The organism is Amycolatopsis coloradensis, from assembly GCF_001953865.1.
Lineage (GTDB): Bacteria > Actinomycetota > Actinomycetes > Mycobacteriales > Pseudonocardiaceae > Amycolatopsis > Amycolatopsis coloradensis.
Genome location: NZ_MQUQ01000004.1, coordinates 187,344 through 213,978, shown reverse-complemented (window position 1 = coordinate 213,978; position 26,635 = coordinate 187,344). Strand labels below are relative to the sequence as shown.

Genomic DNA, 26,635 nt, shown 5'->3' with positions numbered 1-26,635 from the left:
GAGCGACGCGATCAGCCGTGCCGCGGGAACGCGGGCTCGGCGACGGGAGTCGGATACGCCGCCAGCCTGTGCGCCAAATCGGCCTCGCCGTCGAACTGGGGCGGCGGTTCCGGTCTCGGCGAGCGTTCGCCCGAGAGCAGGCTTCGCGCGAAGTCGGCGACGACCTGGGGCGGCGGGAGCGATTCGGCGGTGAGGTAGCCGGCCACGACGAGGTCCTCACCGGCGTTCGTCTCGATCGTCAACGCCCAGCCGTGCCGTTCCGTCCAAAGCAACGCCACATCGCGGTCGGGCCGGTCGGGAAGCCGCCGGTCCAGTGCGAGATACGCGCTCGCGGTCGGTTCGGTCTGCGCGTTGAACGCTTCCCCCTGGAGCCCGAGTTCCTCGCTCACTCGGCGCACATATCGTCGAAGGCCGTGCAAGGCCGCCTCGCCGAAATCCGCTTCCATCTCTCGATCGCCACCTCACGCTCGGTGCCCCGTCCTCTGGCGCCGTCTGCTTGACGCGGCAACGAGGTTCACGCAACGGGTTACTGGGTGTCCAGAAACCCGCTGGTTCAAACCCGAATCCGCCGTGGGGTCAGGGAAGTTCGGCGTCGACGAGGCGGCGAAACGAGCCTGGCGGGGAGACTGGCCGCCAGGGTGCCTCGGAATTCGTCGTCGGCCGGTCCCCAAGGAGATCGCGGCCAACGCGGAGTACACCGACGACGTCGACCGGCTCGCCGACATCAGGTCGCCCAGCCCCGCTGGACGATCCGGGCCAGTTCGTCCAGGTGCCCTCTGGCTTCCAGTGCGACCCGGGGATCGGCGGTATCGAGCAGCCCTTCGATCTCGAGGAGCGCGGCCTGCGCCCTCCGCGCGGGCGGCGGCGGCTCCGCGGACTTCGCCCATTCTTCGCCCCAGAACGCCGACCCTTCCTGACTGATGGCCGACCGGAAGATCAGTTGCTCCACCGTGTCCGCGGTCAGGCCGAGTTCCGCGGACCACGACGTCAGCAACTCGACGTACCGCTCGTAGGCCTCCGGCCGCCATTCGTCGATGTTCAGGCGCAGGCCGTGGTGCGCCAGCAACCAGCGGCGCACCACGGCGTCCAGGATCGGGGCGACGGCGTGGCCGGAGGACTGCGCGGCGGTGACGAACCGGAGGTACTTGGTGCCGAAAGCCACGCCCAGGTATCGCAGCGGTTCGTCGGCCATGACCCGGAACGCGGCGAGGCCGCCGTCGTCCCGCGCGACGCGTGCCACCTCCGCCAGCCGATCGATCGCGTGCGGGTTCTCGGCCAGCACACGCGCGGTCCGCCAGGCGCCGTAACCGACCGGTCCGTATCCCCAGATCATCGCGACCAGGAACGCCGGTTCGGCGCCTTCCGGTGTCGCGGCCCGCGCGGCGTGCTGGGTGGCTTCGGCACGATCGATGCGGTCCGGCAACGCGTCGAGGAACGAGTGATGGCCCGGGAACTGTTTGAGCCAGGAGCCGCGCGACCACCGGGAAGGCCGCTGCGAAGGTTCCCCGTGTTCCCGCCATCGCCGGAGGGCATCGATCAAGGCGGCCGGAACCGGTGTCTCGCGCGGTGTTGCTGTCACACATCCTCCTGCGACTCGTGGTGCGTCCAGGGTCCCACCACGACGGGGAGAGGGCGTCCGCGTCGGAAACCGGGAAGACCTGCTCGGTGACGCCCTCTATCACCTGTCCGAGCGCACGCTGACGGCCGCCGCGCGCACCTGGGAGCGCGAAGAGGGCGACGTGGTGCGCAACGCGGCCGGTGAACTGCGCTGTCTCGCGATCATGCGCGAGTACCGCTCCGTGCCCGCGGTCGGCCTGGACAGCCTCTGCCAAGCGATCGTCCGCCTGGGGGAGGCGTTCCTGTATTCGGACGTCCTCGCGTCACGGACACCCGACCTCGACGCCGCTCGAAGCGCTCGTGGAGGGACGGGTGCCCAGCCGGACCTAGGGCGCCAAGGGAATACCCGGCGCAAGCGGGGAGTCGTTGCACAGTATGGACTTCGGTATCGCGACGGCAGTGACCGACGAAGGAATCCGGCCCCACGTGCTGGGGGCGGCCATCGAGGAGAAGGGGTTCGACTCCCTCTATCTCCCCGAACACTCCCACATCCCGGTGAGCAGGGAGTCGCCGTACCCCGGCGGTGAGCTGCCGCGGGGCGCCTTGCGCAACTTCGACCCGTTCGTGGCGCTCGCCGCAGTCGCGGCGGTCACGTCGACCTCAGGCTGGGCACGGCGGTCGCCCTGATGATCCAGCGCGACGTGCTCTACACGGCCAAGGAGATCGCCAGTCTCGACCTGCTCTCCGAGGGACGGGTGATCTTCGGTGTCGGCGCGGGCTGGAACATCGAAGAGATGCGCAACCACGGCGTCGACCCGCGCACGCGAGGAGCGTTGCTGACCGAACAACTCCAGGCGCTCAAGGAGATCTGGACCAAGGACGAGGCCGAGTTCCACGGAAAGCACGTCGACTTCGACCCGGTCTACGCCTGGCCGAAGCCGGCGCGGAAACCGCATCCGCCGATCTACGTCGCCGGTCAGGGCCCGGCCGGGCTCAACCGGCTCGCCGAGCACGCCGACGGGTGGCTGCCGCATTTCGTGACACCGCCGGAGGAGTTGCGCCGGGTCAGGTCCTGGCTCGCCGACCAGGGCCGCGAAGACGTCCGGATCAGCGTGTTCGGCGCCCCGGCCGATCCCGAGTTGCTGCGGCGGCTCGCCGGCGCCGGGGTCGACGAGGTCTCCCTCATGCTGCCGACGCTGCCCGAGGCCGAGACTCTGGAACACCTCGACGAGCTGGCGAAGACGATCGAGCCGCTCCGCACGGTCTGAAGTACGTGAAGGACCCCTTCAGGAAGGGGTCCTTCACGCACCTGACGTCACGGGCAGGCGAGCACCGGGGCCTGCGGACGGCCACCGCCGTGCAGTTCGCTCAACGGAACTCTTGCCAGGCCGAGGATCGCCTGCGCGGTCGCGCGCGGGGCGGTCGCCGGGTTCAGGCCGGTGGCGTCGTAGGCGATCGCACCGCGGTCCGCGACGGCACCGGCGCAGCCGGTCTGCACCGACCGCAGGAATTCCCGCGCCTTGACCGCGGCGGCGGGGCGGTGACCGGCCAGCGCCTCCGCGGCGAGGCCGGTGCTGTTGGAGTTCGGGGCGTTCGCGCCGACACCGAAGCCGCCGTTCGCGTGCTGCTTGGTGACCAGCCAGGAGGTGCCCTCGCCGGCGTTCACCGCGTCACCGGTGGCGCGCAAGGCCTGCACGGCCACCGCGGTCGAGTCGACGTCGCTCGTGCACGTCGCTTCGCCGAAGTTCAGCGGGAAGCCGCCGTCCGCGCACTGGGTGCCCGCGAGGAACGTCACGGCCGACGCGGGGGCACCCGCGGGGGTGCGGTCCAGCGCCAGCAGGGCGAGCGACTGGCTGAAGGCGTTGGAGTAGTCGCCGAACTCGGACCGGTCGGAGAACCGGCCGGACGGCGTGAGCAGCGAGAGCAGTCCCGCCTTCAGGTCGACGCCGCCGAACGACGCCGGGTTCTTGCCCCGGACCTGCGCGGCCAGCAGCAGTTTGGCGTGTGCGCCCGCGTAAGCCTCGGTGCCGCCGCCGACGTAACCCGTGGTGATCTCCGGTTTCGCCAGCCAGGTGATCGCCTTGCCCGCGTTCGTGTCCGACACCCCGGCGGCGGCGAACGCGAAGATCGCGTCGATCGTCAAACCCTGGTCGGGGAACTTCTGGCCGCCGAAATCGGCCTCGAACCTTTCCCCGTCGACCATTTGCCTGGCGAGCCACCCCGCGGCGGCGTCCGCCTTGTTCGAGGTGGCGGCGGTCGCCGCCGGAGCGGCGACCAATCCGATGCCGCACAGCATGGCGACAGCGAAGACCAAACGTCTCATGAGAACCCTTTCCCGCACGTCCACGACAGGAGTCGGTGACACCGCGCGACGTGGGTGACCGGGCTCGCCTGGGGCATACCGTTGCGGGACAGCGCCGGACTCTCACCGGACTTCCCCCACGACCGCGCTGAATTGGACGTTCCGAAGAGTCTCATCCCGGTCAAGCGCCGGGGTACCGCCGGGCGCGAGTATCGATGTGATCCTGGCAACCGACCTGGTCAGCGGTGCCTGCCTCGGGTAATCGGGTGTTAACCTCGGCGGGCTCGACAACTCAACACCGCCGCCCGTGACGGGGAAGCCGGTCGAAATCCGGCGCTGTCGCGCAACCGTGGGCCCTGTGACCAGGGCGAGCCGGGATGCCGCATGGGTGGATGAACGACCAGAAGTCCGAACCACTGTCGCGATAAACAGGGGTGACCGCGGCGCCCCGCGCCTGTCCTCCGTCACGGCCGCAAGGAGGAGTCATGCGTCGCGGGTATCTGGCCGCATCGGCGTTCGCCGTCAGTGTCGGCGTGATCGCCGCACTGCTCACCGGCACGGCGACGGCCGCGGGCGACCGCGACGCGGCGCAGGCGAACTCCCGCTGGCTCGCGACCAAGCTGAAACCGGACGGAACGTTCGAGAACCCCAACGGCGGCGTGCTGCCCGACCTCGGCCTGATGATCGACGCGTTGTTCGCGATGTACGCCTCGGGCGAGGGCGCCCGTGCCGAGCCGATCGTGAAGTTCCTCGACGAGCAGGGTCACGCCACCGACTACTTCACCTGGGACAAGCTGGTTCCCGCCCCCGGATACGACAAGGTCATCGTCGGCGGGGCCACGGCCAAAACGCTCGTCGCCGCGCAGGTCTCCGGCCGCGACCCGCGCAACTTCGACGGCCACGACATGGTCGCCGAGACCCAGGGCACGATCATGCGCAAGGGACCCGACAAGGGCAGGGTCAGCGACTACTCGAAGGACCCCGCCCTCGCCGGGTCCGTGTACAACAACGCGAACATGTTCGGCCAGGCGCTCGGCGTCATCGGGCTCGCCGCGGCGGGTGCGAACGACCAGCTCGCCATCGACAAGCTGGTGACCCAGCAGTGTTCCGAGGGCTATTTCCGCCTCTTCTTCGGCGAAATCAAGACGACCGAGACCGGCGACCACGTCACGCCGAACGGCTACAAGATCTCCTCCTGTGACGAGGGCAAGGCGATCGACCAGTCCCCGACCGACGGCGACGCCACCGGTCTCGCGCTGTCGGCGCTGCTGGCCGCGCGGAAGGCGGGCGCCGCGGGACTCGACGGGCCGATCGCCAAGACGGTTTCCTGGCTGATCGCGAACCAGGCTCCCGGCGGTGGCTGGGGCGGCGGTGTCGGCACCGAAGCCCCGAACACCAACAGCACCGGGCTGGTCGTCCAGGCCCTCGCCGATGTCGGTGGCGCGGACGCCGCGGTGGACAAGGGCGTGCGGTACCTCAAAGCGGCGCAGGCGACCGCCGCGGCCGACGACGGCAACCGGCTCGCCGGCGACCTCGGCGCGATCGCCTACAACCCGGATTCCTACGCCGCCGCGCGCGCCAACGGCATCAGCGGGCTCGACACCTGGATCCGCGCCGGCGCCCAGGCCTCACTCGGGTTGTCCCAGATCGGGTTCTACTCGCTCGCGAAGAAAGCGACGCCGCCGACCAGCAGCGAGACCCCGTCCGACACGAGCACGCCCACCCCGACCACGAGCGACCCGGCGCCGACCAGTACAACCACGACGACGACCACGACCACCACGACGACCACGACCACGACCACCACGACATCGGTGACGCCGACGCCGGGAACGTCCTCGTCTCTCGTCAGCAGCCCACCGGTGCCGAGCACGGTCACCGTCACGAGCACCCCGCCCGCGGCCGAACCCGAGGCGAACAAGCCCGCTTCGAAAACCACCACACCGAAGCCCAAGAAGGCCCCCACGCCGAGGTCGTCCTCGGGCGCACGGGTTCCACCGTCCGCGGCGCTTTCGATTCCCGCCGCGACCCCGGGCATGGCGACCCCGGCTTCCCGGCTGGGCGCGTACCTGACGAACCGGCTCGTCGGCGGCGACCACGTCGAGGTCACCGACGACGGCAAGACCTACGTCGACTACGACGCCACCGCGGATCTCGTGCTGGCGCTGCGGGCGCTGGACGAGCAGCCGGACACGGTCGCCCGCGCGTCGAAGTTCCTGCTCGCGCCGGAAGCCGTGCAGGCCTACGCCCACGGTGCGCCGTACGAGCCGGGCGGCGCGGCCTACGCCGAACCGCTCGCCAAACTCGTGCTCGTCGCCGAGTTCGCGAAGGCGGACATCGCCGGTCAACTGCGCGCCGATCTGGTGACACTCCGGGGTGAAGACGGCAAGTTCACCGACACCGGTTCCTTCGCCGACGCTGACGAGACGGTCGAGAGGCACGCTTGGGCGCTGCTCGCCACCGCCGCCGATCCCGGTGCCGCGGTCGAACTGCTGCTGTCGCGCCAATGCGCCGACGGCACTTTCCCGAAGCACCTCGACACCGCGGAATGCGGTTCCGGCGATCTCGGTGCGACAGCCGCCGCGGTCACCGCGCTGGCGGTCCGGCCGGTCACCGACGCGGCGCCGTCGGCCAAACGACCGGACGGCTGGTCCGAGCGGCGCGTGTCGGCGTTCGTCTCCGCGGTGGGCGCGCTCGGCGTCCGGCCGACCGGCGCGGGCATGGTGACCGGGGAAGCCGGTGAGCCGGACGTCGCGCTCAGCGCCTCCGTCGCGGCCGCACGGCAGATCGCGGGCCTCGACGCGAGCGGCACCGCACGGTCGCTGGGCAAGCTGGTGCAGGCCGACGGCGGCTTCGTCAGGGGAGCCGTCGTGACGAGTGACGGGAAGACCGACTTCCCGACCAGTTTGGCCGCCGCGCAAGGTGTCGCGGGCCGATCCTGGCTCACCGCCGCGGATTCACCGCTGTCGCCCGCGATCCGGTTGCCGCTCTCGGAAGCGGGCGCCGCGAACGCCGTGTCCGGCACCCAGGTGCAGGCCGCCGCCCAGACCACTCAGCCGACCTGGATGACCTGGGGACTCGCCGGGCTCGCGGTACTCCTGCTGGCCGCCGCGATCGTGCTCATCTTCCTGCTTCGCCGTTTCATCAAAACCAAGGGGGTAACACCATGAGAAGACTGCTCGCCGTCACGTCCGTCCTCATCGGACTGACCGGACTCGCCACCGCCGTCGCCGCGCCCGCGCAGGCCGCGGGGTACAACGGGATCTGCACCGGCAACGACGCCCTCACCGGCGTCACCGTCGTGGTCGACTTCCAGGAACTGGATGGCAACGGCGGCACGGCCGCGCCGACGATCACCAGGTGCTCGCCCAACGCGAACCCCGGCACCGCCCGCACCGGAATCAAGGCGTTGCAGGACGCCGGGATCGCCGTCGCCGGTACCGCCCGCTGGGGGCTCGGTTTCGTGTGCCGTCTGGAAGGCCGTCCGGCCGCGACCGAGACCCTCCCGCTGTCGAGCAACCCGAACTACAAGGAACCGTGCGTCAACACCCCGCCCGTCGGCGCGTACTGGGGTTACTGGCACGCCGACGGTTCCGGGTCCACGTGGACCTACAGCAGTCATGGCGCGCTCAACCGCAACGTCGTCCCCGGTGGTTTCGAGGGCTGGTCGTTCTCGCTGAACAAGTCGGCCACGACCAACCCGCCGCCCGGTGTCACCCCGACCAACCCGGCTCGCACTGTCCAATGAGGAGGGTCTTCGGGGTGGTGGCGGCGATCTTCCTGATCGCCGCCTCGGCGCCCGCCGCCCACGCGGTCGACCAGAGCAAGGGGCATCCGGGTTTCTGCAAGGACGCCACCGGGGTCACCGTGGTCGTCGACTTCCAGCAACTCGGCGGCACGACCATCGTGCGCTGCAATCCCCAGCCTGCCCGCGGGACCGGGCTGGACGCGCTCAAGGGCGCGGGTTTCCAGATCGCGGGCGCGCAGCGGTGGGGCGAGGCCTTCGTCTGCCGGGTCGAGAACCGCCCGTCGGCGGCGGAGAACGTCCCGATCACCGGTCGTGAGAAGTACCACGAGCTGTGCATCGACACGCCACCGGCGCAGGCCTACTGGTCGTACTGGCACGCCTCGAACAACTGCGCGTGGGACTACAGCCAGTGGGGCGTCAAGAACCGCGACTTCATCCCCGGTGGTTTCGAAGGCTGGTCGTTTTCGTTGAACGCCACCGCGAAGACCAACCCGATCCCGCGGGTCTCCGCCGTGCGCCCGGGAACCGAGAGCCAGCCTTGTGTACCGCGTGAGGAAGCCAAGCCGGTCACCGGCGACCCCGGCGAACGGCAACAGCGACCGCAAGGCGGCAACGGGCAGCAGCAGACGGGCGACGGTCCGCAGGCGACGGCGGAAGCCGGGGCGGGGCCGGGGGAAGCCCCGGCCGCGGGCCCGAGTTCCGGTGCGCTGCCGCCGCCCAAGCCGCGCCCGAGCGCCTCGGCGCGGCCACAGGCGAAGGATCCGTCGATGAACGTCGCGTTCACCGGCGGTGAGAACGCCGAGGACGTCAACGCGGTGATCGAACGCGAGTCCGGGGCCGACGACTGGGCGCCGTGGGTCGCGGGCGGCGCCGTGCTGGCCTTGTGCGTGGCCGGATTCTTCTTGGCACGCAGACGGAAACGCGCACAGGGAGCCTGATGACGTCCTACTTCCTGCCGCGCGACCTGCATCCGGCCGCCTGGTGGGTGTGGGCGCTCGGCCTCGCCGTCGCCGCGACCCGGACGACGAACCCGTGGCTGCTGCTGACCATCGTGGCGGTCGCGGGCTACGTCGTCGTGGCGCGTCGCTCCGAAGCGCCGTGGGCGCTGGCGTTCCGGCTGTACCTGTACCTCGGCGCGTTCATCGTGGTGATTCGCGTGTTCTTCCGCATCGTGTTCGGCGGCGCCGAGGGCTCCACGATCATTCTGCGGCTGCCCGAAATCCCGCTGCCCGCATGGGCGGCCGGTATCCGGCTCTTCGGTGACGTGTCCGCGGAATCGTTGCTTGGCGGGCTCTACGACGGGATGCGGCTGGCCACGATGGTGATCTGCCTCGGCGCGGCCAACGCGCTGGCGAATCCGAAACGCCTGCTGAAGGCGATGCCGCCGGCGTTGTACGAGGTCGGCACCGCGGTGATCGTCGCGCTGTCGGTGTTCCCGCAGCTCGCCGAAAGCGTGCTGCGGGTCCGGCGGGCCCGCAAGTTGCGGGGCGGTTCGGGCAAGAAGAAGGTGAAGGCCCTGCACACCGTCCTCATCCCGGTGCTGGAGGACGCGCTTTCCCGCTCGCTGCAACTCGCCGCGTCGATGGATTCACGCGGCTACGGCCGGGCGGGAATGGTCGAAGCGCGTGCCCGGCTGCTCACCGGCACCCTGATGATCATCGGCCTGATCGGCGTCTGCGTCGGCGTTTACGCCACTTTGGACGGTTCGACGCCCCGATATCTCGCCGCGCCGGTGCTTTCCGCGGGAGTGCTGGTCGGGCTCGCCGGATTCTGGTCGGCGGGCAAACGGGTCCAGCGCACGCGCTACCGGCCCGATCGCTGGCATCTGCCCGAACTCGTCGTGGCCGCGAGCGGGATCGGCGTGGCGGCGATCCTGTTCACGACGTCCGCCGTGAACCCGATGAACATGAACCCGTCGCTGATCGACCTGTCCTGGCCGTCGCTGTCGTGGGGGCCGTTGCTCGGGGTGCTGATCGGCGTGCTGCCCGCCTTCCTGACCCCGGTGCCCGAACCCCCGTACGCCGCGCTGGAAGAAGAAGTACACGCATGATCGAACTGAATCAGGTCTCCTTCACCTACCACGGCCGTTCCGAACCGGTGCTGTCCGACGTGACGCTGTCCATCGGTGAAGGCGAACTCGTGCTTTTCGCGGGGCAGACGGGGGCGGGTAAGTCGACGCTGCTCGGCACGATCAACGGTCTCGTCCCGCATTTCACCGGCGGTCACCTGGACGGCACCGTGTCCGTCGACGGCGTCACGACGAGGTCCCGGCCGCCGCGTGAGTTCGCGCACCTGGTCGGCGTCGTCGGCCAGGACCCGCTCGCGGGCTTCGTCACCGACACCGTCGAGGACGAACTGGCGTACGGCATGGAACAGCTCGGCCTCGACCCGCAGGTGATGCGCCGCCGCGTCGAGGAAACCCTGGATCTGCTCGGTATCGCCGAGCTACGCAGGCGTGCGTTGCGGACCCTGTCCGGCGGGCAGCAACAGCGGGTGGCGATCGGCTCGGTGCTCACCACGCACCCGAAGGTGCTCGTGCTGGACGAACCGACGTCCGCGCTGGACCCGACGGCGGCCGAGGAAGTGCTGGCGACGCTCGCCAGGCTGGTGGAGGACCTCGGCACGACGGTGCTCATGGCGGAGCACCGGATGGAACGCGTGATCCCGTTCGCGGACCGGATGATCTACCTGCCCGGCACCGGGGGAGTGGTGGACGGCCCGCCGCCCGAGGTGCTGAAGGACATGCCGATCGCGCCGCCGATCGTCCAATTAGGACGGTTGGCTGAGTGGGCTCCGCTGCCGATGACGGTGCGCGACGCCCGTCGCCGGGCTTCTTCGCTGGCACTGGGGACTCCGCCGGTCCGGACCGTGACCGCGGGCGAGGAACTGCTGACCGCGTCCAGGGTCGTCGTGCGGTACGGGCCGAAGGTCGCGGTGCGGGAGATCGATCTCACCCTCCGCGCCGGCGAGGTGCTGGCGATGATGGGCCGCAACGGTTCCGGTAAATCGTCGCTGCTGTGGGCGGTGCAGGGCTCCGGCCCGCGGCAGGGCGGCAAGGTCACCGTCGAGGGCAAGGATCCGAAGACCCTGAGCAGCACCGCGGCCCGCGCTCTCGTCGGCATGGTGCCGCAGACCGCGAGCGACCTGCTGTACTTGCAGACCGTCGCCGCCGAATGCGAGGCCGCCGACGCGGAGTCGGGCGCGGAACCGGGTTATTGCCGGGGCCTGCTCGACAGGCTCGCTCCGGGCATCGACCCCGCTTCGCATCCGCGCGACCTGTCCGAGGGACAGCGTCTCGCTCTCGTGCTCGCGGTGCAGTTGTCCGCCGCGCCGCGGATCATGCTGCTGGACGAACCCACCCGCGGCCTCGACTACACCGCGAAGTCGGCGCTGGCGCAGATGATCGCGTCGCTGACGGCCGAAGGCAAGGCGGTGGTCGTCGCCACGCATGACGTCGAATTCGTCGCGACGATCGCGCATCGCGTGGTCGTGATGGCGGAAGGGGAGGTCGTCTCGAACGGCCCGACCGGCGAGGTGCTCGGCGGCTCGCCGGCGTTCGCGACACAGGTCGCCAAGATCCTCGGCGAACCGTGGCTCACCGTCGACGACGTCCGCTCGGCGCTTCCGCAGGAGGTCCGGTGAACACCGCTCCCGCCGTCCGGCTGGGCCCGCGCTCGGCGACGGTGCTCGGGCTCGCGTCGCTCGCGGGACTGATGATGTTCGTATGGCCGCTGCTGGTGCGGGTCGAACCGCAGTCGATGCAGCACGGCCCGGACGCGCCGTTCGTGTTCATCGGCATCCTGCCGATCCTGATCGTCATCGTGCTGGCCGAAATGTCCGAAGGGGGCATGGACTCCAAGGCCCTCGCGATGCTCGGTGTCCTTTCGGCGGTGAACGCGGCGTTGCGGCCGCTGGGGGCGGGGACCGCGGGCATCGAGACCGTGTTCTTCCTGCTGGTGCTCGCCGGACGGGTGCTCGGCCCCGGATTCGGTTTCGTGCTGGGCTGTACGTCGCTGTTCGCGTCGGCGTTGCTGACCGCGGGTGTCGGACCGTGGCTGCCGTTCCAGATGATGTGCTCGGCGTGGATCGGGATGGGCGCCGGGTTGCTGCCGCGCCGTGTCACCGGCAAGGCCGAGATCGCGATGCTGGTGGGCTACGGGATCTTCGTCGCGTATGTGTTCGGATTCCTGATGAACCTGTGGTTCTGGCCGTTCATCACCGACGCCGAAGTGCCGTACCACGACGGGCACATCTCCTACGTTCCCGGCGCCCCGCTGCCGGACAACCTGCACCGGTTCGCCGTGTTCACGCTGCTGACCTCGACGGCGGGCTGGGACACCGGGAGGGCGATCACCAACACGGTCGCGATCCTGATGCTGGGACCCGCTGTGCTGGCGACTCTGCGGAGGGCTTCGCGGAAGGCATCGTACGGCGTGATCCCTTCGTTCACGGATGGCGTGCCCCGCAAGTAGTCACCTACTTGCGGGGCACAGCGCCGGTGCTCAGCGGGACTTCCGGCGCGAGACGTGGAAAGCGACGGCGAAGGCCACTCCCACGGCCACGATGATCGCGGCGAAGACGGGATGCATGTCCTTGGAGAGGCTCTGTGCGCGTTCGGGTCCGATCGCCCAGAGCGCCAGGGGCGTGAGGTAGGCCGCGGTGAGGGCGATCGCGCCCCAGCGAAGCGCCTTGAGTCTGGCGTCGCGCAGGGTGCCGATCAGGACGAGAGCGACCGGGACGATGGCGATCATCGCGAACTGACCGATGATCATGATCGGGACGGCCCAGGCCGAGATGATGACGGAGCGCGGGGCGCGGCGGGCGGTGGTTTCGCGGTCGAGCGTCTGAGTGGACATCGGTTCCTCCTGGAGGCCGGGGGGTGGGTCAGCGGTGGGATTCGGCGGTGGCTTTGAGGTCCTTCAGCCAGGCTTCGAGGCCCCAGCCGAGGAACTTGGTCGCGGTGGGCACGTCGGCCTCGACCTGGGCGCCGGACCAGTTCTCCTCGGTGCGGACGAGGACGCCGCCCTTGACCTCGGTGAAGTTCCAGACGTGGATGCCGTTGTCGATGCTCAGGCCCTCGCCGACCGCGGGCCCGCTCCAGCGGATGCACTTGCCGCGCTGGATCTGGTGCACGGTCGAGGTGATCGACAGCGTGGTGGCGGGGGTCGTGGCGGTGGGTGGCGCCGGGGTGGTCCAGCGGAACCGGGAGTTCTTCCGGAACGGGCCCCAGTCCAGGCGCTCGTTGGTCAGGACCGGCTCCTGCCAGGACGGCCAGCGCTCGACGTCGGTCTGTAGCCGCCAGATCTTGCTCAGGGGAGCGTTGATCAGGGTCTCGGTCCGGTAGCGGATCGGGGCCTTCGTGTCGATGGTCTTGCCCTGGCACGACAGCGGGGCCGGGGTGGCGGAGGCGGCCTGGGCCGGCGTGACGACGCCGCCCAGCAAGCCGATGGCCAGCGGGAGGGCGACTACGGCGGCACGTGCGGAGGTGCGGCGGCGGGTCTTCGGGGCGGGCTGGGTGTCCGTCATGGTTCTTCTCCTCATCCAGGGCTGATTAGCGCTACTTGCGATAGTTAGAAGCTATAACTACAGCAGTGTGAGTGTCAATAGGTAAAGTGATAGCCTCTAACTGAACGCGAGCCCGGAAGGAGCAGTCGATGGACACGGACGCGAAGAACTCGCGTGAGCGCTACCGGGCTCAGGTGTGTACGGAGATCAAGCGGTACGCGTGGGAACAACTCGCCACCGCGGGCGTGTCCGCGTTGTCCCTCAACGCGATCGCCAAGCACGTGGGCATGAGCGGCCCCGCGCTGTACCGGTACTTCGCCAGTCGCGACGACCTGATCACGGACCTCATCCGCGACGCCTACCGGAGCCTCGCCGACGCCGTCCAGGCCGCCGCGGACTCAGGTGGCGGCGTAGCCGAAATCGCCTACGCCACAAGGAAATGGGCGCTGGCGGACCCCCAGCGATACCTGTTCGTCTACGGCACGCCCATCCCCGGCTACCGTGCGCCCGACGACACCACGAAGATCTCGGACGAGATCATGACCGTGCTGCTCGACGTCCATGCCGGGTGTCCCGGAAGTGGGCGGGCGACGCCGTTCGAAGCCCATCTCGACGATCATCGTGACTGGGCGGGTGGCAGGCCGGTGACGTCCGCGGTCCTCCGGAGCGCGGTGACCTTCTGGACCCGGCTCCACGGCGTCCTGTCTCTCGAACTGGCTGGGCACTTCGCGGGTATGGGGTTCGATCCTGCGGTGCTCTTCGCGGCCGAGTTGGATGGCCTGGTGGCTTGAGGGCTTTGGGCTTCAGGTCTTGTGCGGGCATGCGCGGACTGAAGTCGTGGAGAGCCTAGTGTCGCGTGATCCTTCGGGTCTCACACGTGACTGGGCGGCGATCATGCGTGATCAGACGGCGATCGCTCGTGATTGGACGGCGATCACACGTAACCGCCGTCTGATCACGGGTGAGCAAAGGCTCCCGCCCGGCCAGGCTGCCAGAACGCGGTGGCTCGAGTTGGTCGTGAGCGGCAATGAGACTTCTCTTGAGGATTAAGGCAAGCAGGGGACGCTACCTGACGGCCAAGTTGCTGCGGGAAACGTCGATCAAGGCCAAGATCCGATCTGCCCTCGTGGCGATGACACGCCAGACCCCTCACGACCCCGCCACATTTAGGCGGCGAGTCGCGCGGCCACGTTCCCGGCCGCGAGGCCGAAGGTCGATCATCCACAAAGGACGGTTCCCGCTGAGTGGTGCACCGTGACCTGCTTTCCCGCTGTGCGGTGGTTTTCGGCGGCCACTGTGCTAACTTCCCGGAATGCGCGGAGGATCCAAAGTTCCCTTCATGCGGACGCTCGCGGTGGCCGCGTCCGTGCTCATGGTCTCGCTGATCGGGGCCGTCGCGAACGCGTCCGGCGGGCATCCGCCTCGGCACGGCTGTGAGTGCGCGACGCCGTCGATCGACCGGTTGCAGCACTGGCTCGCGTCCGGTGAGGGTACGACGGTTCCGGCGACCGGCAGTCTGCTCGTTCGCGAACGTGGCGGCTACGCGGCCAAGGTGGCCTTCCTCAACGCCGAATGGCACGTGGTCGTCGTCTGGCTGGGAAATCGGTTTGAGGCGCAGGCCGATCTTTCGAAATCCGCCGGATTCTGGATGACCTACAGTGCGACCGACGACCTCTACGTCCAGCTTCGCCCGGCCTCGCACTGGAGCGGCGGCGACAAATGGCTCACGAAGGTGCCGTCGACAGGTGGGAAGCTCGTGAAAAAGTTCTTCAGCTTCGCGCCCGACGCGTGGACGACGCTGCCGGAGCTGGGCAAGCCCACGTATTCCTTCGCTTCGGCTCTGGTCGAAGCGCGGGGCCTGGTCTTCGTCGGCAAGACCCCGAACAAGCTCGATTTCCGTGGTCTCGCGATCGATCGCTACCAGCCGCCTTGCCTCTGATCATCAGGGTTCGCGCCATCTCGGATGGATCGTCCCTTGTGGACGGTTGACGGCCTGTTGCACGGTGTGACCGATTTGTCCTGTACTGTGAGCATTCAGTCGCACCCGCTCGACCCGATCCGAGGAGTACCCCTGATGAGCCTGTTCGACTCGCTCAAGGAGAAGGCCGCCGAGTTGCTGGGCGGTGCCGGCGACAAGGTCAGCGAACTGACCGGCGTCGACCTTTCCGGTGCCGCCGACCAGGCCACTCAGGCCGCCGGTGGCCTGGCCGAGACCGGGCAGGGTCTCTCCGAGAGCGCCACCACCGCCGGCCAGGACGCCGTCGATTCGGCCACCGCCGCCGGACAGGGCGTCGTCGACTCCACCGGTGCCGTCGGTGACACCGCCACCGGCCTGGCGGGCGACGTGATCGACCCGAACGCCCGGGGCTGACCACCCCCGGTAGCCGGTGTCCACGAGAACTCGCGGACACCGGCTATCGTCATGCCCGCGCGGCGGCGTGATCAGGCGCATCCTTCGGTCCGGTGCCCTTCCGGCCGCGTCCCGCGAGTCGGACGCGCGTGCCGTCGCGTTAGGGCGGGAGCGATTCAGGCCAGCCCGGATACTGGGGGGACGTCGGCTGGATTTCTTGTCCCACAAGGGAATTCTCGCCGAAGCGGCGAACAGGGAAACGGTTGCGGTAATCCGGCGGGCGACCGGAAGCTCAGTTCGTGATCGTCAAACGACTGAGGCCGATCGGCCTGTGTGCCCGGTTGACCGTGCCCGCGCTCGAATCCCGAGTACGTCGCCTATGCCGCGGCGAACACCGTTCCGCCGCGTGCCCGGATCGGACGCGGCGGAACGGCGGCAGCGGACCTCGGTCGGGTGAGCGAGGCTCAGCCGTTGGCCGCGCTGGTGTTGACCTCCCCGTTGACACCCTTGGGGAAGAAGCCGCCGGAGGTCACGGCCTTGGGCGTCAGGTAGACGATGTTGAGGACCTGGCCGGGGGAGCGGCTGTAGGCGATGCCGTTGGCGTCGGTGGGCACGATGTTCGCCCGGCCGTTCTTGTCGACGACGCCTTGGTCCAGGTCTGTGCTGCCGTCGAGGCTGTCGCGCGCGTTGGAGAGCTTGACGCTGGCCTCACGCAGGTCCCGGCCGAGCAGGCCGAGCCCCAGCAGCCCACCGGTGTGCTGGTAGAGCGCGGTGCGGATGTTCGCGGCGTGGTACGCCTCGACGGCGAGGATCCCGGCCGCGGCTTCGAGGTAGGTCTTGTTGCTGATCAGCGGTGCGGCGCCCTTGTATGCGGTGACGCCGACGTCCTCGAACAGGTACGCCGCCAGCAGGAAGTTCTCCTCGCAGGCGAACGCGTCGAAGCTCTGGCCTCGTCTGACCAGGCCGGCGGCCTGCGCGGCGGCCGTGAAGCTGGCCTGTAGATCGATCGCCGGTCGGCTGACCGCCGCCGAACCCAGCGCGGCGCGCAGGAACTCGACGTGCGCCTTCTCGTCGCCGGCGATCTCCTGGGCGTACTGCTTCGCGGCCTTCGTCTTGAACTTCACCGCCCGGCCGCCGGTGACCCCGCCGCGGGTGCCGGTTCCGGTGGTCGACGAGTCGGCGAGCCCCTTTCCGGTGACGGCGTGCAGATAGAACTCGGCTTCGAGGTACTCGAGGTTGAGGGCGAAGTTGAGAACCGCGGCGTCACTGACCCCTTCGGCCGCGGTTTCGGCGGCGGCCGGGCGTGAGGTAACGGCGGAAGCGGCCGGACCGGCCAGGCCGCCGAGTGCTCCCGCCCCGACGACGCCGAGCCCTGTCACCCCCGCGGCGCGCAGGAAACGGCGCCGATCCTGGGCGTTCTCGGCACTGCGGTTGATCATCGAAGCGGCGTAGCGCTTGCCAAACACGGGCGATCTCCTTCCCGCCCGGGGTGGCTCCGCACGTCACCGGGCGATTCCCGGCCCCGCGGTGTCACCGCGAAGGGCGGGCTGGATCTTCGTGGACCGACCAATTCGAGGCAGCTCGCCGATCGGATTGGTCGGGCCCCGGAAAAGGGTGCCGACCTGGGGAGGGTTCGGCACTACCCTGAGGGAAACTGACTTCATCTGCGGGGGAGCGGACATGGTCGGAATCTGGATGGCGCTCGGCGTACTCGTACTGGTGATCGGCATCGCCGTCCTCACCGATCTGCGCGATCGGGGGCGCGGCGGAACCCGCAAGGTCATGCTGCCGGGCTGGGCCTCGCGGCGGGCGGACTACACGGAGAACGACATGGTCCACGGGCGCTGGGTGGAGAAGTCGCCGCGTGAACAGGAGGAAGAACTCCGGCGCCGGTACAAGTAGGGTGACGAGTAAACCGTCCTGAGCGGGTGATCAGGCGGCGGGCTTGCTCCATCGCCAAGCGGCGTGCAGGGCGGCGATCAGGGTCTCGTCGTCGTCGAAGGTCGGTTCGTCGCCGACCGGCACCCAGATCCGGCCGACGACTTCGCCGTCGCGGTGGCGGACCACGGCGATCCCGGAATAGGACAGCGCCGAGTGCCCGGCGGCCACCTGCCTGGACTCCCAGCGCAGCTGGACAACGCGATCAGCGCTCATCGACCACAACTTTCCGTACTTGCGTACCGGGTAAGTCGCCTGTCGGGCGCCGAGTGTTTCACCCCGTGTGGCCGTCGGTGAGCTGCCCGGAGAGCCTGCCGTGCAGGGTCGCGCTGTGCTCGTCGAGACCGACGATCTCGACGGTCTTGCCCCGCGCCCGGTACTTGCCGGTCACGGCGTCGAGCGCGGCGACGGTGGAGGCGTCCCAGATGCGGGCACCGGTGAGGTCGACGACGACGGAGTCGGGGTCGTTCACGTAGTCGAACCGGTGGACGAGGTCGTTGCTGGAGGCGAAGAACAGCCCACCGGTGACCGCGTAGACGACCTGGGAGCCGTCCGGGTCGACAACCGCGGTGACCTCGACCTGGTGCGCGACACGGCGCGCGAAGATGATCATCGCGACGATCGAACCGAGGACGACGCCGATGGCGAGGTTGTCGGTGGCCACGACGACCGCCACGGTCACGACCATGACGATGATCTCGCCCGCGGGCAGTCGCCTCAGGGTCGCGGGGGCGATCGAGTGCCAGTCGAAGGTGCCGAAGGCGACGAGCACCATCACCGCGACGAGTGCCGCCATCGGGATGCGGGACACCAGCGGGCCGAAGACGATGCACAGGACCATGAGGAAGGCACCGGCCAGGAAGGTGGAGAGCCGCGTGCGGGCTCCGGCGGTCTTCACGTTGATCATCGTCTGGCCGATCATCGCGCAACCGCCCATACCGCCGAAGAAGCCGGTGACGATGTTCGCGATGCCCTGGCCGATCGCTTCGCGGGTCTTGTTCGAGCGGGTGTCGGTGATGTCGTCGACCAGCTTCGCCGTCATCAGCGACTCCATCAGGCCCACCAGCGCGAAGGCGAGCGCGTACGGGGCGAGCAGGGCGAACGTGCTCATGGTGAACGGGACGTCCGGCAGTCCCGGCACCGGCAGGGAAGACGGCAGCGCGCCCTTGTCACCCACGGCCGGGACCACGATGCCGGCGCCGACGGTCAGCGCGGTGAGCGCGACGATCGACACCAGGGGCGCCGGGACCACCTTGGTGAAGCGGGGGAACAGCACCATCAGCACCAGGCCCGCGGCGAACAGCGGGTAGACCGGCCATGGCACGTCGATGAGTTCGGGCAGCTGAGCGAGGAAGATCAGGATGGCGAGCGCGTTGACGAAGCCGACCATGACGCTGCGAGGGACGAACCGCATCAGTTTGGCCACGCCGAGCGAACCGAGCGCGATCTGGAACAGCCCGCCGAGGATCACCGTGGCGATCAGATGCCCGAGGCCGTGTTCACGGGCGATCGGGGCGACCACGAGCGCGATCGCGCCGGTGGCCGCGGAGATCATCGCGGGCCTGCCGCCGACGACGGAGATCACCACGGCCATCGTGAACGACGCGAACAGCCCGATGCTCGGCTCGACACCCGCGATGATCGAGAACGAGATCGCCTCCGGGATCAGCGCCAGTGCCACCACGAGGCCGGCCAGGATCTCGGTGCGGGCGACCTTCGGCGAAAGCCAGGAAGGCCGCATGCGGGACAACGACGGTGAAGACGATGAGGGCACGCGGCAACCTGACGTGATCGGAGTGGGAATCGAGATCAGGTTAAGCCCGCGCGTGCGGATGCGAGCGCTCGGTTCCCTGTGATGAGGCCGGGGTCACGATCGCGGATTCCTCTTCGCGCCGCGGAGTCCGGACGCGGTGCCGAGTAGCGCCACGGCCGCGCACAGCCAGGCGAACCAGTCACCGAATCGGCTGTACGGCGTGGGGCCGACGCCGCCGGGTACGTCGGCGACCGCGACGGCGAACGGCTTGCCACCGGTGCGGTCTTCGGCGAGCACGGTGCCCCACGGGTCGGTGACGATCGTCCTGCCGTCGGTGGCGGCCCACGCCATCGCCATGCCGTTCTCGACGCCGCGCAGCAACGCCGTCCGGCTGTGCTGCCAGCCGTCGACGTCCTCGTCGTCGGCGGGGACGGCGATCAACGGCGTGCCCAGCAGCGCGTAGTCCCGGCTCGGCGACGGGAAGTTGACGTCCATGCAGTTCTGGAGGCCCACCCCGCCGGGCAGCCGGGCGAGCTTGTCACCGGGGATCGTGCCGGGGGAGCCGCCCACGTGCCACTTGTGGAACACGGAGGCGGGACTTCCGTCCGAGGGGACACCGAAGACGGCGTTGTACCGGCCACCGCGGGCCTGCTTCACGATCGCGCCGACGACGACGTCCGCGCCCCTGGCCACGGCGGCCTCGCGGAGCGGCCGCACCAAGACCTCCGTGCTCGCTTCGTCCACGGTGAACACCGCCTCGGGCAGGACCACGAGCCGGACGCCGCCGGGCAGAGTGGCGATCTGGTCCACATAGGACTGAAGGATTCCCTTGCCCTCGGGGCTGAGGACTTCGGTCGCCCAATGGTTGTCGGTCTTCGCGATGGCGGCGACGCGCGTGGTGGGCTCCGCCGAGCCCGGCCGGATCAGCCCGTAACCGAGGGCCGCGACCAGAAGCAACCCGACCACGGCGCCGGTGCGCAGCCGCGATCCAGTGGCGACGCCCGGCGCCAGCAGCGCCGCGACCGCCGCGGGGACGAGCAGTACCAGGTACTCCACGCCCCACGCGCCGGTGATGGCGGCGATCCGGAGCACGACGGGCTGATCGGCCTGGGTCGTGGCGAACGTGCCCATCACCCCGACCGGACTGGCCACCGAGACCAGGTACAGACCGGTCACCCACACCGCGGGCGCGGCGAGCGCCGCCGTCAGTGGACGCCCCCGGAGTACCGAAGCGCGGAAAACCGCGACGGAAAGCATGAGCAACACTGAAGAACCGAGGACGATCACCGCCACCATCGGCAGCGGGATCGAGTCCGAGCCGAGGAAGTACGCCCAGCTGTTGGCGGTCCCCAGGAACCCGGCGGCGAACGCGGCGAGCAGTGTCGCTCGGGCGCTCGCGCTCGGGGCCAGCAGCAGGATCGGGAGCGGTGCCAGCCAGGACAGGGCCGGGATCGGGTCCGGCCCGGTGCCGAAGTACAGCAGCGCCGAGGCCGCGATCAAGGCAGCGGCCGTCCTCGCCACCGCTGTTCCGCCGCGTCGCTCGTCGTCCACCGTCATGCCGGTTCTCCCGCTCGTCTGGCTTTCGCTCGGGGTTCGAGCTTGCCGAGGGAGGAGCGGGAACACACTGGGGTCGGCCACCGGGCCCTGCGGGGGCAGGCCCTACCGCAGTACGCGAAAGCCTCCTTCCCTGCGTCCAGTGTGGCGATTCCCTGGTTCGCGACGCCCATCACGTGTCGCGAAAGCCACTTTCGCGACGTCTGATGTCTCGAAGTGGCTTTCGCGACCCATCAGGTCCGGCGCTGCTGGCGAGTTCGGTAGTGGTGCCGTCGTCCACCTGAAGTACGTGAAGGCCGGCAGCGTTGACCAGCAGCTCTACGACTTTGCCGGGGGCCCTACTCCCAAGGCAGGGAAGGAGGCCTTCGCTACGTCGCGACAGGGCAGGGCAGTCCCTGCAACCACCACTAGAAACCCAAGCCCCGCATGCCCATGCGGGAAAGGGGCGTTCACGTACTGCGAATGAGACCTAGCCGATGAGACCGGCGAACCGCCCCAGCGTCTCCTCGCGACCCAGTGCCTGCGTGATCGAGTGCAGGTCCGGGCTCCGGGTCGAACCGGTGATCGCGATCCGGATGATCTGCGAAGCCTCCCGGATGGAACCCGGGTAACCCTCGGGGTTCTTCTTGAGCTCTTTGGCGTTCTTCGCGAAGCCGTGCTTCGCGGCCACGTCGCGGATCTGCTGGAACCACTCCTGGCCGTCGTCGAGCTGCTGGTAGTTCTCGACGAAGTCGCGTGCCACGGCCTGGACGACGTCGCGGTCGACGCCGAGAGCGGCGACGCGCTCGTCGTCGGGACCTTCGACGGCGGCGTGCAGCTGCGGGAAGAAGAAGCCGTAGACGGCGCGGAACTCGCTCCACTTCTTCAGGTCCTTGCGCGGGTTCTCGGCCCCGTCGCGCTCGACGGCCAGCGCGCGGAGCGCGAGGTCGGGCTCGGCGTCGAGGACGGTCCGCAGCGCCGGGTCGAACCGCTCGGCCCAGGCGCTCACCTCGGCGAGGATCTCGGCGCCGGACAGGGTGGCGATGTGGTCGGCCGAGATGTCGTCGAGTTTGACCAGGTCGACCAGCGGTCCGGCGACCCCGCACTCGTCCAGGTTGATCGGCTCGGCCAGGGCTTCCTCGAGCGGCATCTCGGCTAGACGGCCGTTGGCGAGGCCACGCAGGTAGTACAGGACGGCCTTCGTGGGGTAGCCGGACTCGATGTAGAAGTCGACGCTCGCTTCCGGGTCCTTGCGCTTCGACAGCTTGCGCTTGCTGCCGCCTTCCTGCTTCATCAGCGGCGCGATGTGCGCGTACGTGATCGGCTCGAAGGCGAGCGCGTCGAACAGCTGCTGGTGCGTCGGCACCGACGAGATCCACTCGTCGCCGCGGATGACCAGGTTGACGCGCATCAGGTGGTCGTCGACGGCGTGCGCGAAATGGTAGGTCGGCAGCCGCGGGCTCTGGTCGGAGCTCTTGAGGATGACGACGTCGTTGCGGTTGGCCTCGGCCTCAAGGGGGCCGCGGATGGCGTCGGTGAACCGGGCGCGGGCGCCGGTGTCGTCCGGCGCGCGGAACCGCACGACGTACGGGGTACCGGCGTCGAGCTTGGCCTGGACGTCGGCGGGGTCGGCGTCACGCCAGATCGCCCAGGAACCGTAATAGCCGGTCGGCAGCTTCGTGGCCTGCTGCCGGGCGGTGATCGCCGCCAGCTCGTCCTTGGTGGCGAAGTCGAGGTACGCGCGGCCGAGGCGGAGCAGGTGGCGGACGTAGGTCAGGTAGATCTGCTCGCGCTCGGACTGCTGGTACGGGCCGTAGTCGCCACCGCGGTGGATGTCCTCGTCGGCGGCCAGGCCGAAGTAGGCGAAGCCACGTTCGAACTGGTCGATGGCCCCTTCGACCTCGCGGGACCGGTCGGTGTCCTCGACCCGGACCAGGTAGCGGCCGCCGCTGCGGCGGGCGACGTCCTGGTCGATGGTGGCGACGTAGACCCCGCCGATGTGGACGAAGCCGGTGGGCGATGGGCCGAACCGGGTGACCAGGGCACCCTCGGGGAGCTCGCGGGCGGGGTAACGCTGTTCCCAGTGCTCGGGTTCGGGCAGGTCGGCGGGGAAGAGGGCGTCGATGACTGCTCGGTCCAGCATGGCGGTTCAGATCTCCCGGCGTCGTGGTGCATGGCTGTTTTCGCCACCGAAGAGCCTAACCGTCCGGTCTCCCGGCTTGGTGGGGGTGGGTCCCGAAGCGGCGGGAAGCCGAATCGAGACGTGCTTTTCTGTCGGTGTTTCCCGGTAAAATGGGCCTCGCCGGACATTCGGGGAGGAAATCGGTGACCACCGATAGATCGCTTCGTGAAGAACCCCAGCTCACCATCCGACCAAAGCCTTCGGCGTTCTTTCTGCGCCGACGTTTTCTCCGCAGTTTCGGGCCCGCGCTCGCCCTCGCCGTGAGCGGCCTGATCGTGCTGCTCTTGACCGGGACGGTCGTGGTGCCCTTTCAGCAGACACTGCTCCTGCGCGGCAAGATGGGTTCCAAATCGGATCTCTTCGAGGACGCGAAGGTCCAGGAAATCCTGATGCGCCATCACATCCGTGTCCACGTGACCAGGGCGGGATCGCGGGACACGGCCACGCACGACCTCAGCCAGTACGACTTCGTGTTCATGTCCGGCGAGCCGGCCGCGGGCCTCGTCCGGCGGTCGAGGGCGAACCAGTGGACGGGCAGCGCGCGGCAGCCGTTCACCAGCCCCATCGTTCTCGCCACGTACCGCCGCTACGCCGACACACTGGTGAGCAAGGAGATCGCTTCGAAACCTCCGGGGAAGGACCCGCTCTACTACACGCTGGACACCGAGAAGTTCATCCAGACGATGAGGCAGGATCAGACCTGGAATTCGCTGGGCGTCCGCGCTTTCGGCGCGGAAAACGGAAACCGGGTGCTGGCCCAGACGTCGAACATCTGCGACTCCAACTCGGGCGCGACGTACCTGATCTTGCTGGCGTTCCTCGAGAACAGTCGCAGGGTACCGGTCGTCGGCCCGCCACCGGCCGATGCGCCCGCCGGGCCGCCGAACCTGTCGAGAGTGAAGGAACTGGCCAACCGGATCAAACCGCTGGTTGCCGCACAGGGCTTCCCGTCGTCCGACCTGTCCGAGTCCTACGCGAATCTGGCCGAGGGCGACAAGCCGATCGTCGTCATCTACGAGCACCAGTACCTCGCCATGCAGTTGCGGGCCAAGGCGCAGAGCGGGCAGCACGATCCGGACCGCGTCCTGCTGTACCCCAAGGACAACATCCTGACGAAGCCGCAGTTCCTCGCCCTGAAACCGGAAGCGGAACGCCTTGGCGAGCTGATCACCTTCGATCCCGACCTGCAGCACCGCGCGATGGAACTCGGGTTCGGTGTCGCGACCCCGGCGGGCAGCACGAAAAGCGCGCGGTTGTACGACTTCCTGCGTGAACAGGGGCTGCCGACCCCGGAGATCGCGGACAACGACAGCACCACGCCGTTGCCCGACAACCTGGTGCTGGAAGAGATGATCAAGACCGTCGGGGACTGCCCGTGAAGCGACTCCTGACGGTCCTGTGCTGCCTGCTCCTGGTGTCCGCCGCGTGTACGAGTGGTGGACAGCAGGTGAAACTGCGCGTCCTGGCCAGCCCCGAACTCGCCGATCTCGGGCCGATCCTCGCCGATCTGCGCGCGGAAACGGGAATCGAACTGGAAATGGATTTCCAGGGAGCCCTCAACACGAGTGCCGCCCTCATTCCCGGCAGGGCCGAGCACGATCTCGCCTGGATTTCCACCGACCGGTTCTTCCAGCTCGACTTCCGGCAGACCGCGGACAAGGGCGAACGGCCACTCGCCACCAAGACCATGATCTCGCCGGTCGTCGTCGGGATGACCCCGGCGAAGGCGGCGGAACTGCGCCGCGGCAAACCGGACGGCAAACTGTCCTGGGCCGACCTGGCGGACGCCGCCGCGGGCGGTTCGTTCCGGTTCGCGATGGCGAACCCCGCCACGGCGTCCAGCGGACTCATCTCACTCGTCGGGGTGGCGACAGCGGCCGCGGGCACCGGGGCGGCGCTGCGGCTCGAGGACGTGAAGTGCGACAAGCTGCAGGGCTTCCGCACCGGGCACACGGTCACCGCGGACACGTCGGCCGCGCTGGCCGACCGGTTCGCCGAGCGCCAGGAAGTCGACGCGATCATCGGCTACGAGTCCACTTTGCTCACGCTGAACGGCGGCGGCAGGCTCAAGGCGCCGCTGGAACTGGTGTACCCGCGCGACGGCATCGTCCAGGCGGAGTACCCGATCCTCCTGCTCGACCCGGCCAAGCGGGAAGCATACGACAAGGTCGTCTCCTGGGTCAGAAGCCCTGCGACACAGAAGAAACTGATGGAAAAGACCCTCCGGCGGCCGGTCGTCGGCGACGTGGGGCTCGATCCGAGGCTGCCCGCCTCGACCGGGAACTCGCTGTACTTCCCCGACGATCCGGCGGTGGTGGACAAACTGCTCGGCGACTACGCCGATCCCGCGGGCTGGAATCCGGGGCGAGTGATCTTCGTGCTGGACTTCTCCGGTTCGATGAAAGGTTCGCGGATCGCCGCGCTCAGGGCGACTTTCGCCGGATTGAGCGAATCGGGCGGCGGTTTCGATCGTTTCTACCGCGGCGAGCGGCTCACGGTCCTCCGTTTCGGCGGGAAGATCCTGGGGGACCGGGAGTTCACGATCAACGGGCCGCGGGATCTCGACGCGCTGCGGGCCTTCATCGCCACCGACGACTTCGACGGCAGTACCGCCGTCTGGTCGGCGCTCGGCGAGGCCTATGCGAAGGCGGGTGCCCATCGCCGGGCCGAACCCGGCCAGCACGTCTCGATCGTGCTGATGACCGACGGCGAGAGCAACGCCGGCCAGGACATCGAAGAATTCCTGCGCGCGCCAAGGGAATCCGGCGTGCACACGTACACCATCCGGTTCGGCGAGGCGAATCGCGCCGAACTGGATCGCGCGGCCGTGGCCACCGGTGGTCATCTGGTCGACGCGAACTCGACCTCCCTGCTCGACGCGTTCAAGGAGATCCGTGGCTGCCGATAATCTGTGGTGGGAAGTCTGGGGACTGTGGCTGGCCGTCTGGGTATTGACGTTGGTCGCCTTCGTCGTCGCGCTCGTGATCTTCGTGAAACACTGGCGCCGCACGCGTTCCGACGGCGATCAGGGGATGATCCGGGGCATCGGATTCTACCTGCACGCGAAATCCGTGATGGGTCTTTACCAGTTGCACCGGTACAACGAGGCGTTGGAGCAGGAGGTGGAGAAACGGCGGAGCCGCGGCTGGCGGTTTTGGGGATCGGGCGGATTCGGCCCGCTCAAAGGGGAAACGGAGCGCACCGACACCAACGAGGAGTTCCGGCGCTACATCCACAAGGCCGAACCGATCACCGTGATCGGCATCGTGATGAAGGTGCTGGAGAAGCACCATGACATCATCTACGTCGATCTGTCGAAACAGGAACTCGTCCACAATCGCGCGCTGGTCAAGGAACTCGGGTGGTCCGACGGTGCCGAGAGCACCCGCCAGCTCAAGACGCGGCTGCGTGGCGTCGACGCGTTCGTCTCGGTGAAGGGCCTGTTCCGCAAGCGATCACAGACCGACGACGAGACGGTTTTCGTCGCACCGTACGGAAATCCGGACGACCCGGAGAAGAGCAGGCGGATCCGGTTCACCTGCGTGACCGGCGATCTGCGGGACTCCGTGCCCGCGGGCGCGTTCCGGGCCCGGTGCCTCGGCAAGGTCGAGGACTGGGACCCCGAAACCGGCGAACTCGTCGTCCATCCCATCGCCATCTTCAAGTAACCCTTCACCGGCCGAATGGAGCAGACGAAAGCCACACGTCGTCCATGGTGCTTCGCACTGTCGGCCGGAGGGGCCGGGCCTGCACGATTCCGGTACCGA

Annotated in this window: 24 protein-coding genes, 1 pseudogene and 2 riboswitches; of the genes and pseudogenes, 15 read left to right on the top strand and 10 right to left on the bottom strand. The window is 68.8% G+C overall.

Translation table 11 applies throughout. The annotated features are described in order from the left end of the window. Positions 1-11 precede the first annotated feature (11 nt). Together BS329_RS08045 and BS329_RS08040 are read right to left on the bottom strand one after the other, a co-directional pair. Positions 12-389, bottom strand: a complete 378-nt coding sequence (locus BS329_RS08045) for a DUF6292 family protein (protein WP_244197064.1) — start codon at positions 387-389, stop codon at positions 12-14. A 335-nt stretch (positions 390-724) separates the two neighbouring features. Then, positions 725-1,579, bottom strand: a complete 855-nt coding sequence (locus BS329_RS08040; RefSeq protein ID WP_167479992.1) for an 8-oxoguanine DNA glycosylase OGG fold protein — start codon at positions 1,577-1,579, stop codon at positions 725-727. Between the two features lie 202 nt (positions 1,580-1,781). On the opposite strand from BS329_RS08040, the gene BS329_RS44405 reads away from it, so the two are divergent. Together BS329_RS44405 and BS329_RS08030 are read left to right on the top strand one after the other, a co-directional pair. Then, a complete protein-coding gene (locus BS329_RS44405) occupies positions 1,782-2,144 on the top strand; it encodes a QsdR family transcriptional regulator (RefSeq protein WP_244197082.1) in 363 nt (120 codons plus the stop codon). Continuing rightward, positions 2,044-2,825, top strand: a pseudogene (locus tag BS329_RS08030) (LLM class F420-dependent oxidoreductase). Before BS329_RS44405 ends, BS329_RS08030 begins: the two are co-directional and overlap by 101 nt. A gap of 47 nt (positions 2,826-2,872) precedes the next feature. On the opposite strand, the gene BS329_RS08025 reads toward BS329_RS08030, so the two are convergent. Further along, a complete protein-coding gene (locus BS329_RS08025; protein ID WP_076157421.1) occupies positions 2,873-3,880 on the bottom strand; it encodes a prenyltransferase/squalene oxidase repeat-containing protein in 1,008 nt (335 codons plus the stop codon). 32 nt (positions 3,881-3,912) lie between these two features. Beyond that, a riboswitch (cobalamin riboswitch) is annotated at positions 3,913-4,037 on the bottom strand. Positions 4,038-4,118: 81 nt separating this feature from the next. Further along, positions 4,119-4,261, top strand: a riboswitch (cobalamin riboswitch). An 83-nt stretch (positions 4,262-4,344) separates the two neighbouring features. Here BS329_RS08025 and BS329_RS08020 point away from each other — a divergent pair. The 6 genes from BS329_RS08020 to BS329_RS07995 are packed head-to-tail and all read left to right on the top strand — an operon-like array spanning position 4,345 to position 12,079. Further along, a complete protein-coding gene (locus BS329_RS08020) occupies positions 4,345-7,029 on the top strand; it encodes an RAD23 family protein (RefSeq protein ID WP_076157418.1) in 2,685 nt (894 codons plus the stop codon). Beyond that, the gene (locus BS329_RS08015) at positions 7,026-7,607 is read left to right on the top strand and encodes a flagellar hook-length control protein FliK (protein ID WP_076157415.1); all 582 of its coding nucleotides are present in this window, start codon (positions 7,026-7,028) and stop codon (positions 7,605-7,607) included. Before BS329_RS08020 ends, BS329_RS08015 begins: the two co-directional genes overlap by 4 nt. Continuing rightward, positions 7,604-8,545: an ABC transporter substrate-binding protein gene (locus BS329_RS08010; RefSeq protein ID WP_076157413.1), complete on the top strand. Its 942-nt coding sequence runs from the start codon at positions 7,604-7,606 to the stop codon at positions 8,543-8,545. The genes BS329_RS08015 and BS329_RS08010 overlap by 4 nt, the downstream gene beginning before the upstream one ends. Next, the gene (locus BS329_RS08005) at positions 8,545-9,657 is read left to right on the top strand and encodes an energy-coupling factor transporter transmembrane component T (protein ID WP_076157410.1); all 1,113 of its coding nucleotides are present in this window, start codon (positions 8,545-8,547) and stop codon (positions 9,655-9,657) included. Before BS329_RS08010 ends, BS329_RS08005 begins: the two co-directional genes overlap by 1 nt. Continuing rightward, entirely contained in the window at positions 9,654-11,249 is a 1,596-nt protein-coding gene (locus tag BS329_RS08000) for an ABC transporter ATP-binding protein (protein WP_076157408.1), read from the top strand. The genes BS329_RS08005 and BS329_RS08000 overlap by 4 nt, the downstream gene beginning before the upstream one ends. Next, complete coding sequence (locus BS329_RS07995; protein WP_076157405.1) at positions 11,246-12,079, top strand: ECF transporter S component family protein; 834 nt, start codon at positions 11,246-11,248, stop codon at positions 12,077-12,079. Before BS329_RS08000 ends, BS329_RS07995 begins: the two co-directional genes overlap by 4 nt. Positions 12,080-12,109: 30 nt before the next feature. Here BS329_RS07995 and BS329_RS07990 read toward each other — a convergent pair whose 3' ends face one another. Beyond that, the gene (locus BS329_RS07990) at positions 12,110-12,463 is read right to left on the bottom strand and encodes a hypothetical protein (protein WP_076157403.1); all 354 of its coding nucleotides are present in this window, start codon (positions 12,461-12,463) and stop codon (positions 12,110-12,112) included. Between the two features lie 28 nt (positions 12,464-12,491). Beyond that, the gene (locus BS329_RS07985; protein ID WP_076157400.1) at positions 12,492-13,133 is read right to left on the bottom strand and encodes an SRPBCC family protein; all 642 of its coding nucleotides are present in this window, start codon (positions 13,131-13,133) and stop codon (positions 12,492-12,494) included. Positions 13,134-13,261: 128 nt separating this feature from the next. On the opposite strand from BS329_RS07985, the gene BS329_RS07980 reads away from it, so the two are divergent. From BS329_RS07980 to BS329_RS07970, 3 genes are all read left to right on the top strand, one after another. Then, entirely contained in the window at positions 13,262-13,903 is a 642-nt protein-coding gene (locus BS329_RS07980) for a TetR/AcrR family transcriptional regulator (protein ID WP_076157397.1), read from the top strand. Between the two features lie 548 nt (positions 13,904-14,451). Beyond that, positions 14,452-15,051 carry a hypothetical protein gene (locus BS329_RS07975; protein ID WP_076157395.1) on the top strand — a complete coding sequence of 200 codons (600 nt, stop codon included), beginning with the start codon at positions 14,452-14,454 and terminating at the stop codon, positions 15,049-15,051. Between the two features lie 135 nt (positions 15,052-15,186). Next, complete coding sequence (locus BS329_RS07970; protein WP_076157392.1) at positions 15,187-15,483, top strand: hypothetical protein; 297 nt, start codon at positions 15,187-15,189, stop codon at positions 15,481-15,483. A gap of 443 nt (positions 15,484-15,926) precedes the next feature. Here BS329_RS07970 and BS329_RS07965 read toward each other — a convergent pair whose 3' ends face one another. After that, positions 15,927-16,928, bottom strand: a complete 1,002-nt coding sequence (locus BS329_RS07965) for a ferritin-like domain-containing protein (RefSeq protein WP_076157389.1) — start codon at positions 16,926-16,928, stop codon at positions 15,927-15,929. A 214-nt stretch (positions 16,929-17,142) separates the two neighbouring features. Here BS329_RS07965 and BS329_RS07960 point away from each other — a divergent pair, with 214 nt between their 5' ends. Next, complete coding sequence (locus tag BS329_RS07960) at positions 17,143-17,364, top strand: hypothetical protein (RefSeq protein WP_076157386.1); 222 nt, start codon at positions 17,143-17,145, stop codon at positions 17,362-17,364. A 30-nt stretch (positions 17,365-17,394) separates the two neighbouring features. On the opposite strand, the gene BS329_RS07955 is transcribed toward BS329_RS07960, so the two are convergent. The 4 genes from BS329_RS07955 to BS329_RS07940 all read right to left on the bottom strand — a co-directional run bounded on the left by BS329_RS07955 (position 17,395) and on the right by BS329_RS07940 (position 22,829). Continuing rightward, complete coding sequence (locus tag BS329_RS07955; protein WP_076157384.1) at positions 17,395-17,616, bottom strand: hypothetical protein; 222 nt, start codon at positions 17,614-17,616, stop codon at positions 17,395-17,397. A 58-nt stretch (positions 17,617-17,674) separates the two neighbouring features. Next, positions 17,675-19,141 (bottom strand): SulP family inorganic anion transporter, encoded by a 1,467-nt coding sequence (locus tag BS329_RS07950; RefSeq protein WP_076157381.1) that lies wholly within the window; start codon positions 19,139-19,141, stop codon positions 17,675-17,677. A gap of 126 nt (positions 19,142-19,267) precedes the next feature. Further along, positions 19,268-20,710 (bottom strand): nitrilase-related carbon-nitrogen hydrolase, encoded by a 1,443-nt coding sequence (locus BS329_RS07945; protein ID WP_076157378.1) that lies wholly within the window; start codon positions 20,708-20,710, stop codon positions 19,268-19,270. A gap of 466 nt (positions 20,711-21,176) precedes the next feature. Further along, on the bottom strand, positions 21,177-22,829 hold the full coding sequence (locus BS329_RS07940) for a glutamate--tRNA ligase (protein ID WP_076157376.1): 1,653 nt from the start codon (positions 22,827-22,829) through the stop codon (positions 21,177-21,179). 182 nt (positions 22,830-23,011) lie between these two features. Between BS329_RS07940 and BS329_RS07935 the strand changes: the two genes are divergently transcribed. Genes BS329_RS07935 through BS329_RS07925 form a run of 3 tightly spaced genes read left to right on the top strand, consistent with a single transcriptional unit; the run spans position 23,012 to position 26,536 of the window. After that, a complete protein-coding gene (locus BS329_RS07935) occupies positions 23,012-24,247 on the top strand; it encodes a hypothetical protein (protein WP_076157373.1) in 1,236 nt (411 codons plus the stop codon). After that, a complete protein-coding gene (locus tag BS329_RS07930) occupies positions 24,244-25,776 on the top strand; it encodes a vWA domain-containing protein (RefSeq protein WP_076157371.1) in 1,533 nt (510 codons plus the stop codon). The genes BS329_RS07935 and BS329_RS07930 overlap by 4 nt, the downstream gene beginning before the upstream one ends. Then, positions 25,763-26,536 carry a hypothetical protein gene (locus tag BS329_RS07925; protein WP_076157368.1) on the top strand — a complete coding sequence of 258 codons (774 nt, stop codon included), beginning with the start codon at positions 25,763-25,765 and terminating at the stop codon, positions 26,534-26,536. The genes BS329_RS07930 and BS329_RS07925 overlap by 14 nt, the downstream gene beginning before the upstream one ends. Positions 26,537-26,635: the final 99 nt, after the last annotated feature.

What these genes read in the sequence shown, in the direction of transcription:
- BS329_RS08025 (WP_076157421.1), bottom strand. Translation starts at nt 3,880, where the DNA reads ATGAGACGTTTGGTCTTCGCTGTCGCCATGCTGTGCGGCATCGGATTG.
- BS329_RS08020 (WP_076157418.1), top strand. Translation starts at nt 4,345, where the DNA reads ATGCGTCGCGGGTATCTGGCCGCATCGGCGTTCGCCGTCAGTGTCGGC.
- BS329_RS07945 (WP_076157378.1), bottom strand. Translation starts at nt 20,710, where the DNA reads ATGACGGTGGACGACGAGCGACGCGGCGGAACAGCGGTGGCGAGGACG.
- BS329_RS08005 (WP_076157410.1), top strand. Translation starts at nt 8,545, where the DNA reads ATGACGTCCTACTTCCTGCCGCGCGACCTGCATCCGGCCGCCTGGTGG.
- BS329_RS07985 (WP_076157400.1), bottom strand. Translation starts at nt 13,133, where the DNA reads ATGACGGACACCCAGCCCGCCCCGAAGACCCGCCGCCGCACCTCCGCA.
- BS329_RS07990 (WP_076157403.1), bottom strand. Translation starts at nt 12,463, where the DNA reads ATGTCCACTCAGACGCTCGACCGCGAAACCACCGCCCGCCGCGCCCCG.
- BS329_RS07975 (WP_076157395.1), top strand. Translation starts at nt 14,452, where the DNA reads ATGCGGACGCTCGCGGTGGCCGCGTCCGTGCTCATGGTCTCGCTGATC.
- BS329_RS08000 (WP_076157408.1), top strand. Translation starts at nt 9,654, where the DNA reads ATGATCGAACTGAATCAGGTCTCCTTCACCTACCACGGCCGTTCCGAA.
- BS329_RS07980 (WP_076157397.1), top strand. Translation starts at nt 13,262, where the DNA reads ATGGACACGGACGCGAAGAACTCGCGTGAGCGCTACCGGGCTCAGGTG.
- BS329_RS07960 (WP_076157386.1), top strand. Translation starts at nt 17,143, where the DNA reads ATGGTCGGAATCTGGATGGCGCTCGGCGTACTCGTACTGGTGATCGGC.
- BS329_RS08015 (WP_076157415.1), top strand. Translation starts at nt 7,026, where the DNA reads ATGAGAAGACTGCTCGCCGTCACGTCCGTCCTCATCGGACTGACCGGA.
- BS329_RS07955 (WP_076157384.1), bottom strand. Translation starts at nt 17,616, where the DNA reads ATGAGCGCTGATCGCGTTGTCCAGCTGCGCTGGGAGTCCAGGCAGGTG.
- BS329_RS07970 (WP_076157392.1), top strand. Translation starts at nt 15,187, where the DNA reads ATGAGCCTGTTCGACTCGCTCAAGGAGAAGGCCGCCGAGTTGCTGGGC.
- BS329_RS44405 (WP_244197082.1), top strand. Translation starts at nt 1,782, where the DNA reads ATGCGCGAGTACCGCTCCGTGCCCGCGGTCGGCCTGGACAGCCTCTGC.
- BS329_RS08010 (WP_076157413.1), top strand. Translation starts at nt 7,604, where the DNA reads ATGAGGAGGGTCTTCGGGGTGGTGGCGGCGATCTTCCTGATCGCCGCC.
- BS329_RS07940 (WP_076157376.1), bottom strand. Translation starts at nt 22,829, where the DNA reads ATGCTGGACCGAGCAGTCATCGACGCCCTCTTCCCCGCCGACCTGCCC.
- BS329_RS07950 (WP_076157381.1), bottom strand. Translation starts at nt 19,141, where the DNA reads ATGCGGCCTTCCTGGCTTTCGCCGAAGGTCGCCCGCACCGAGATCCTG.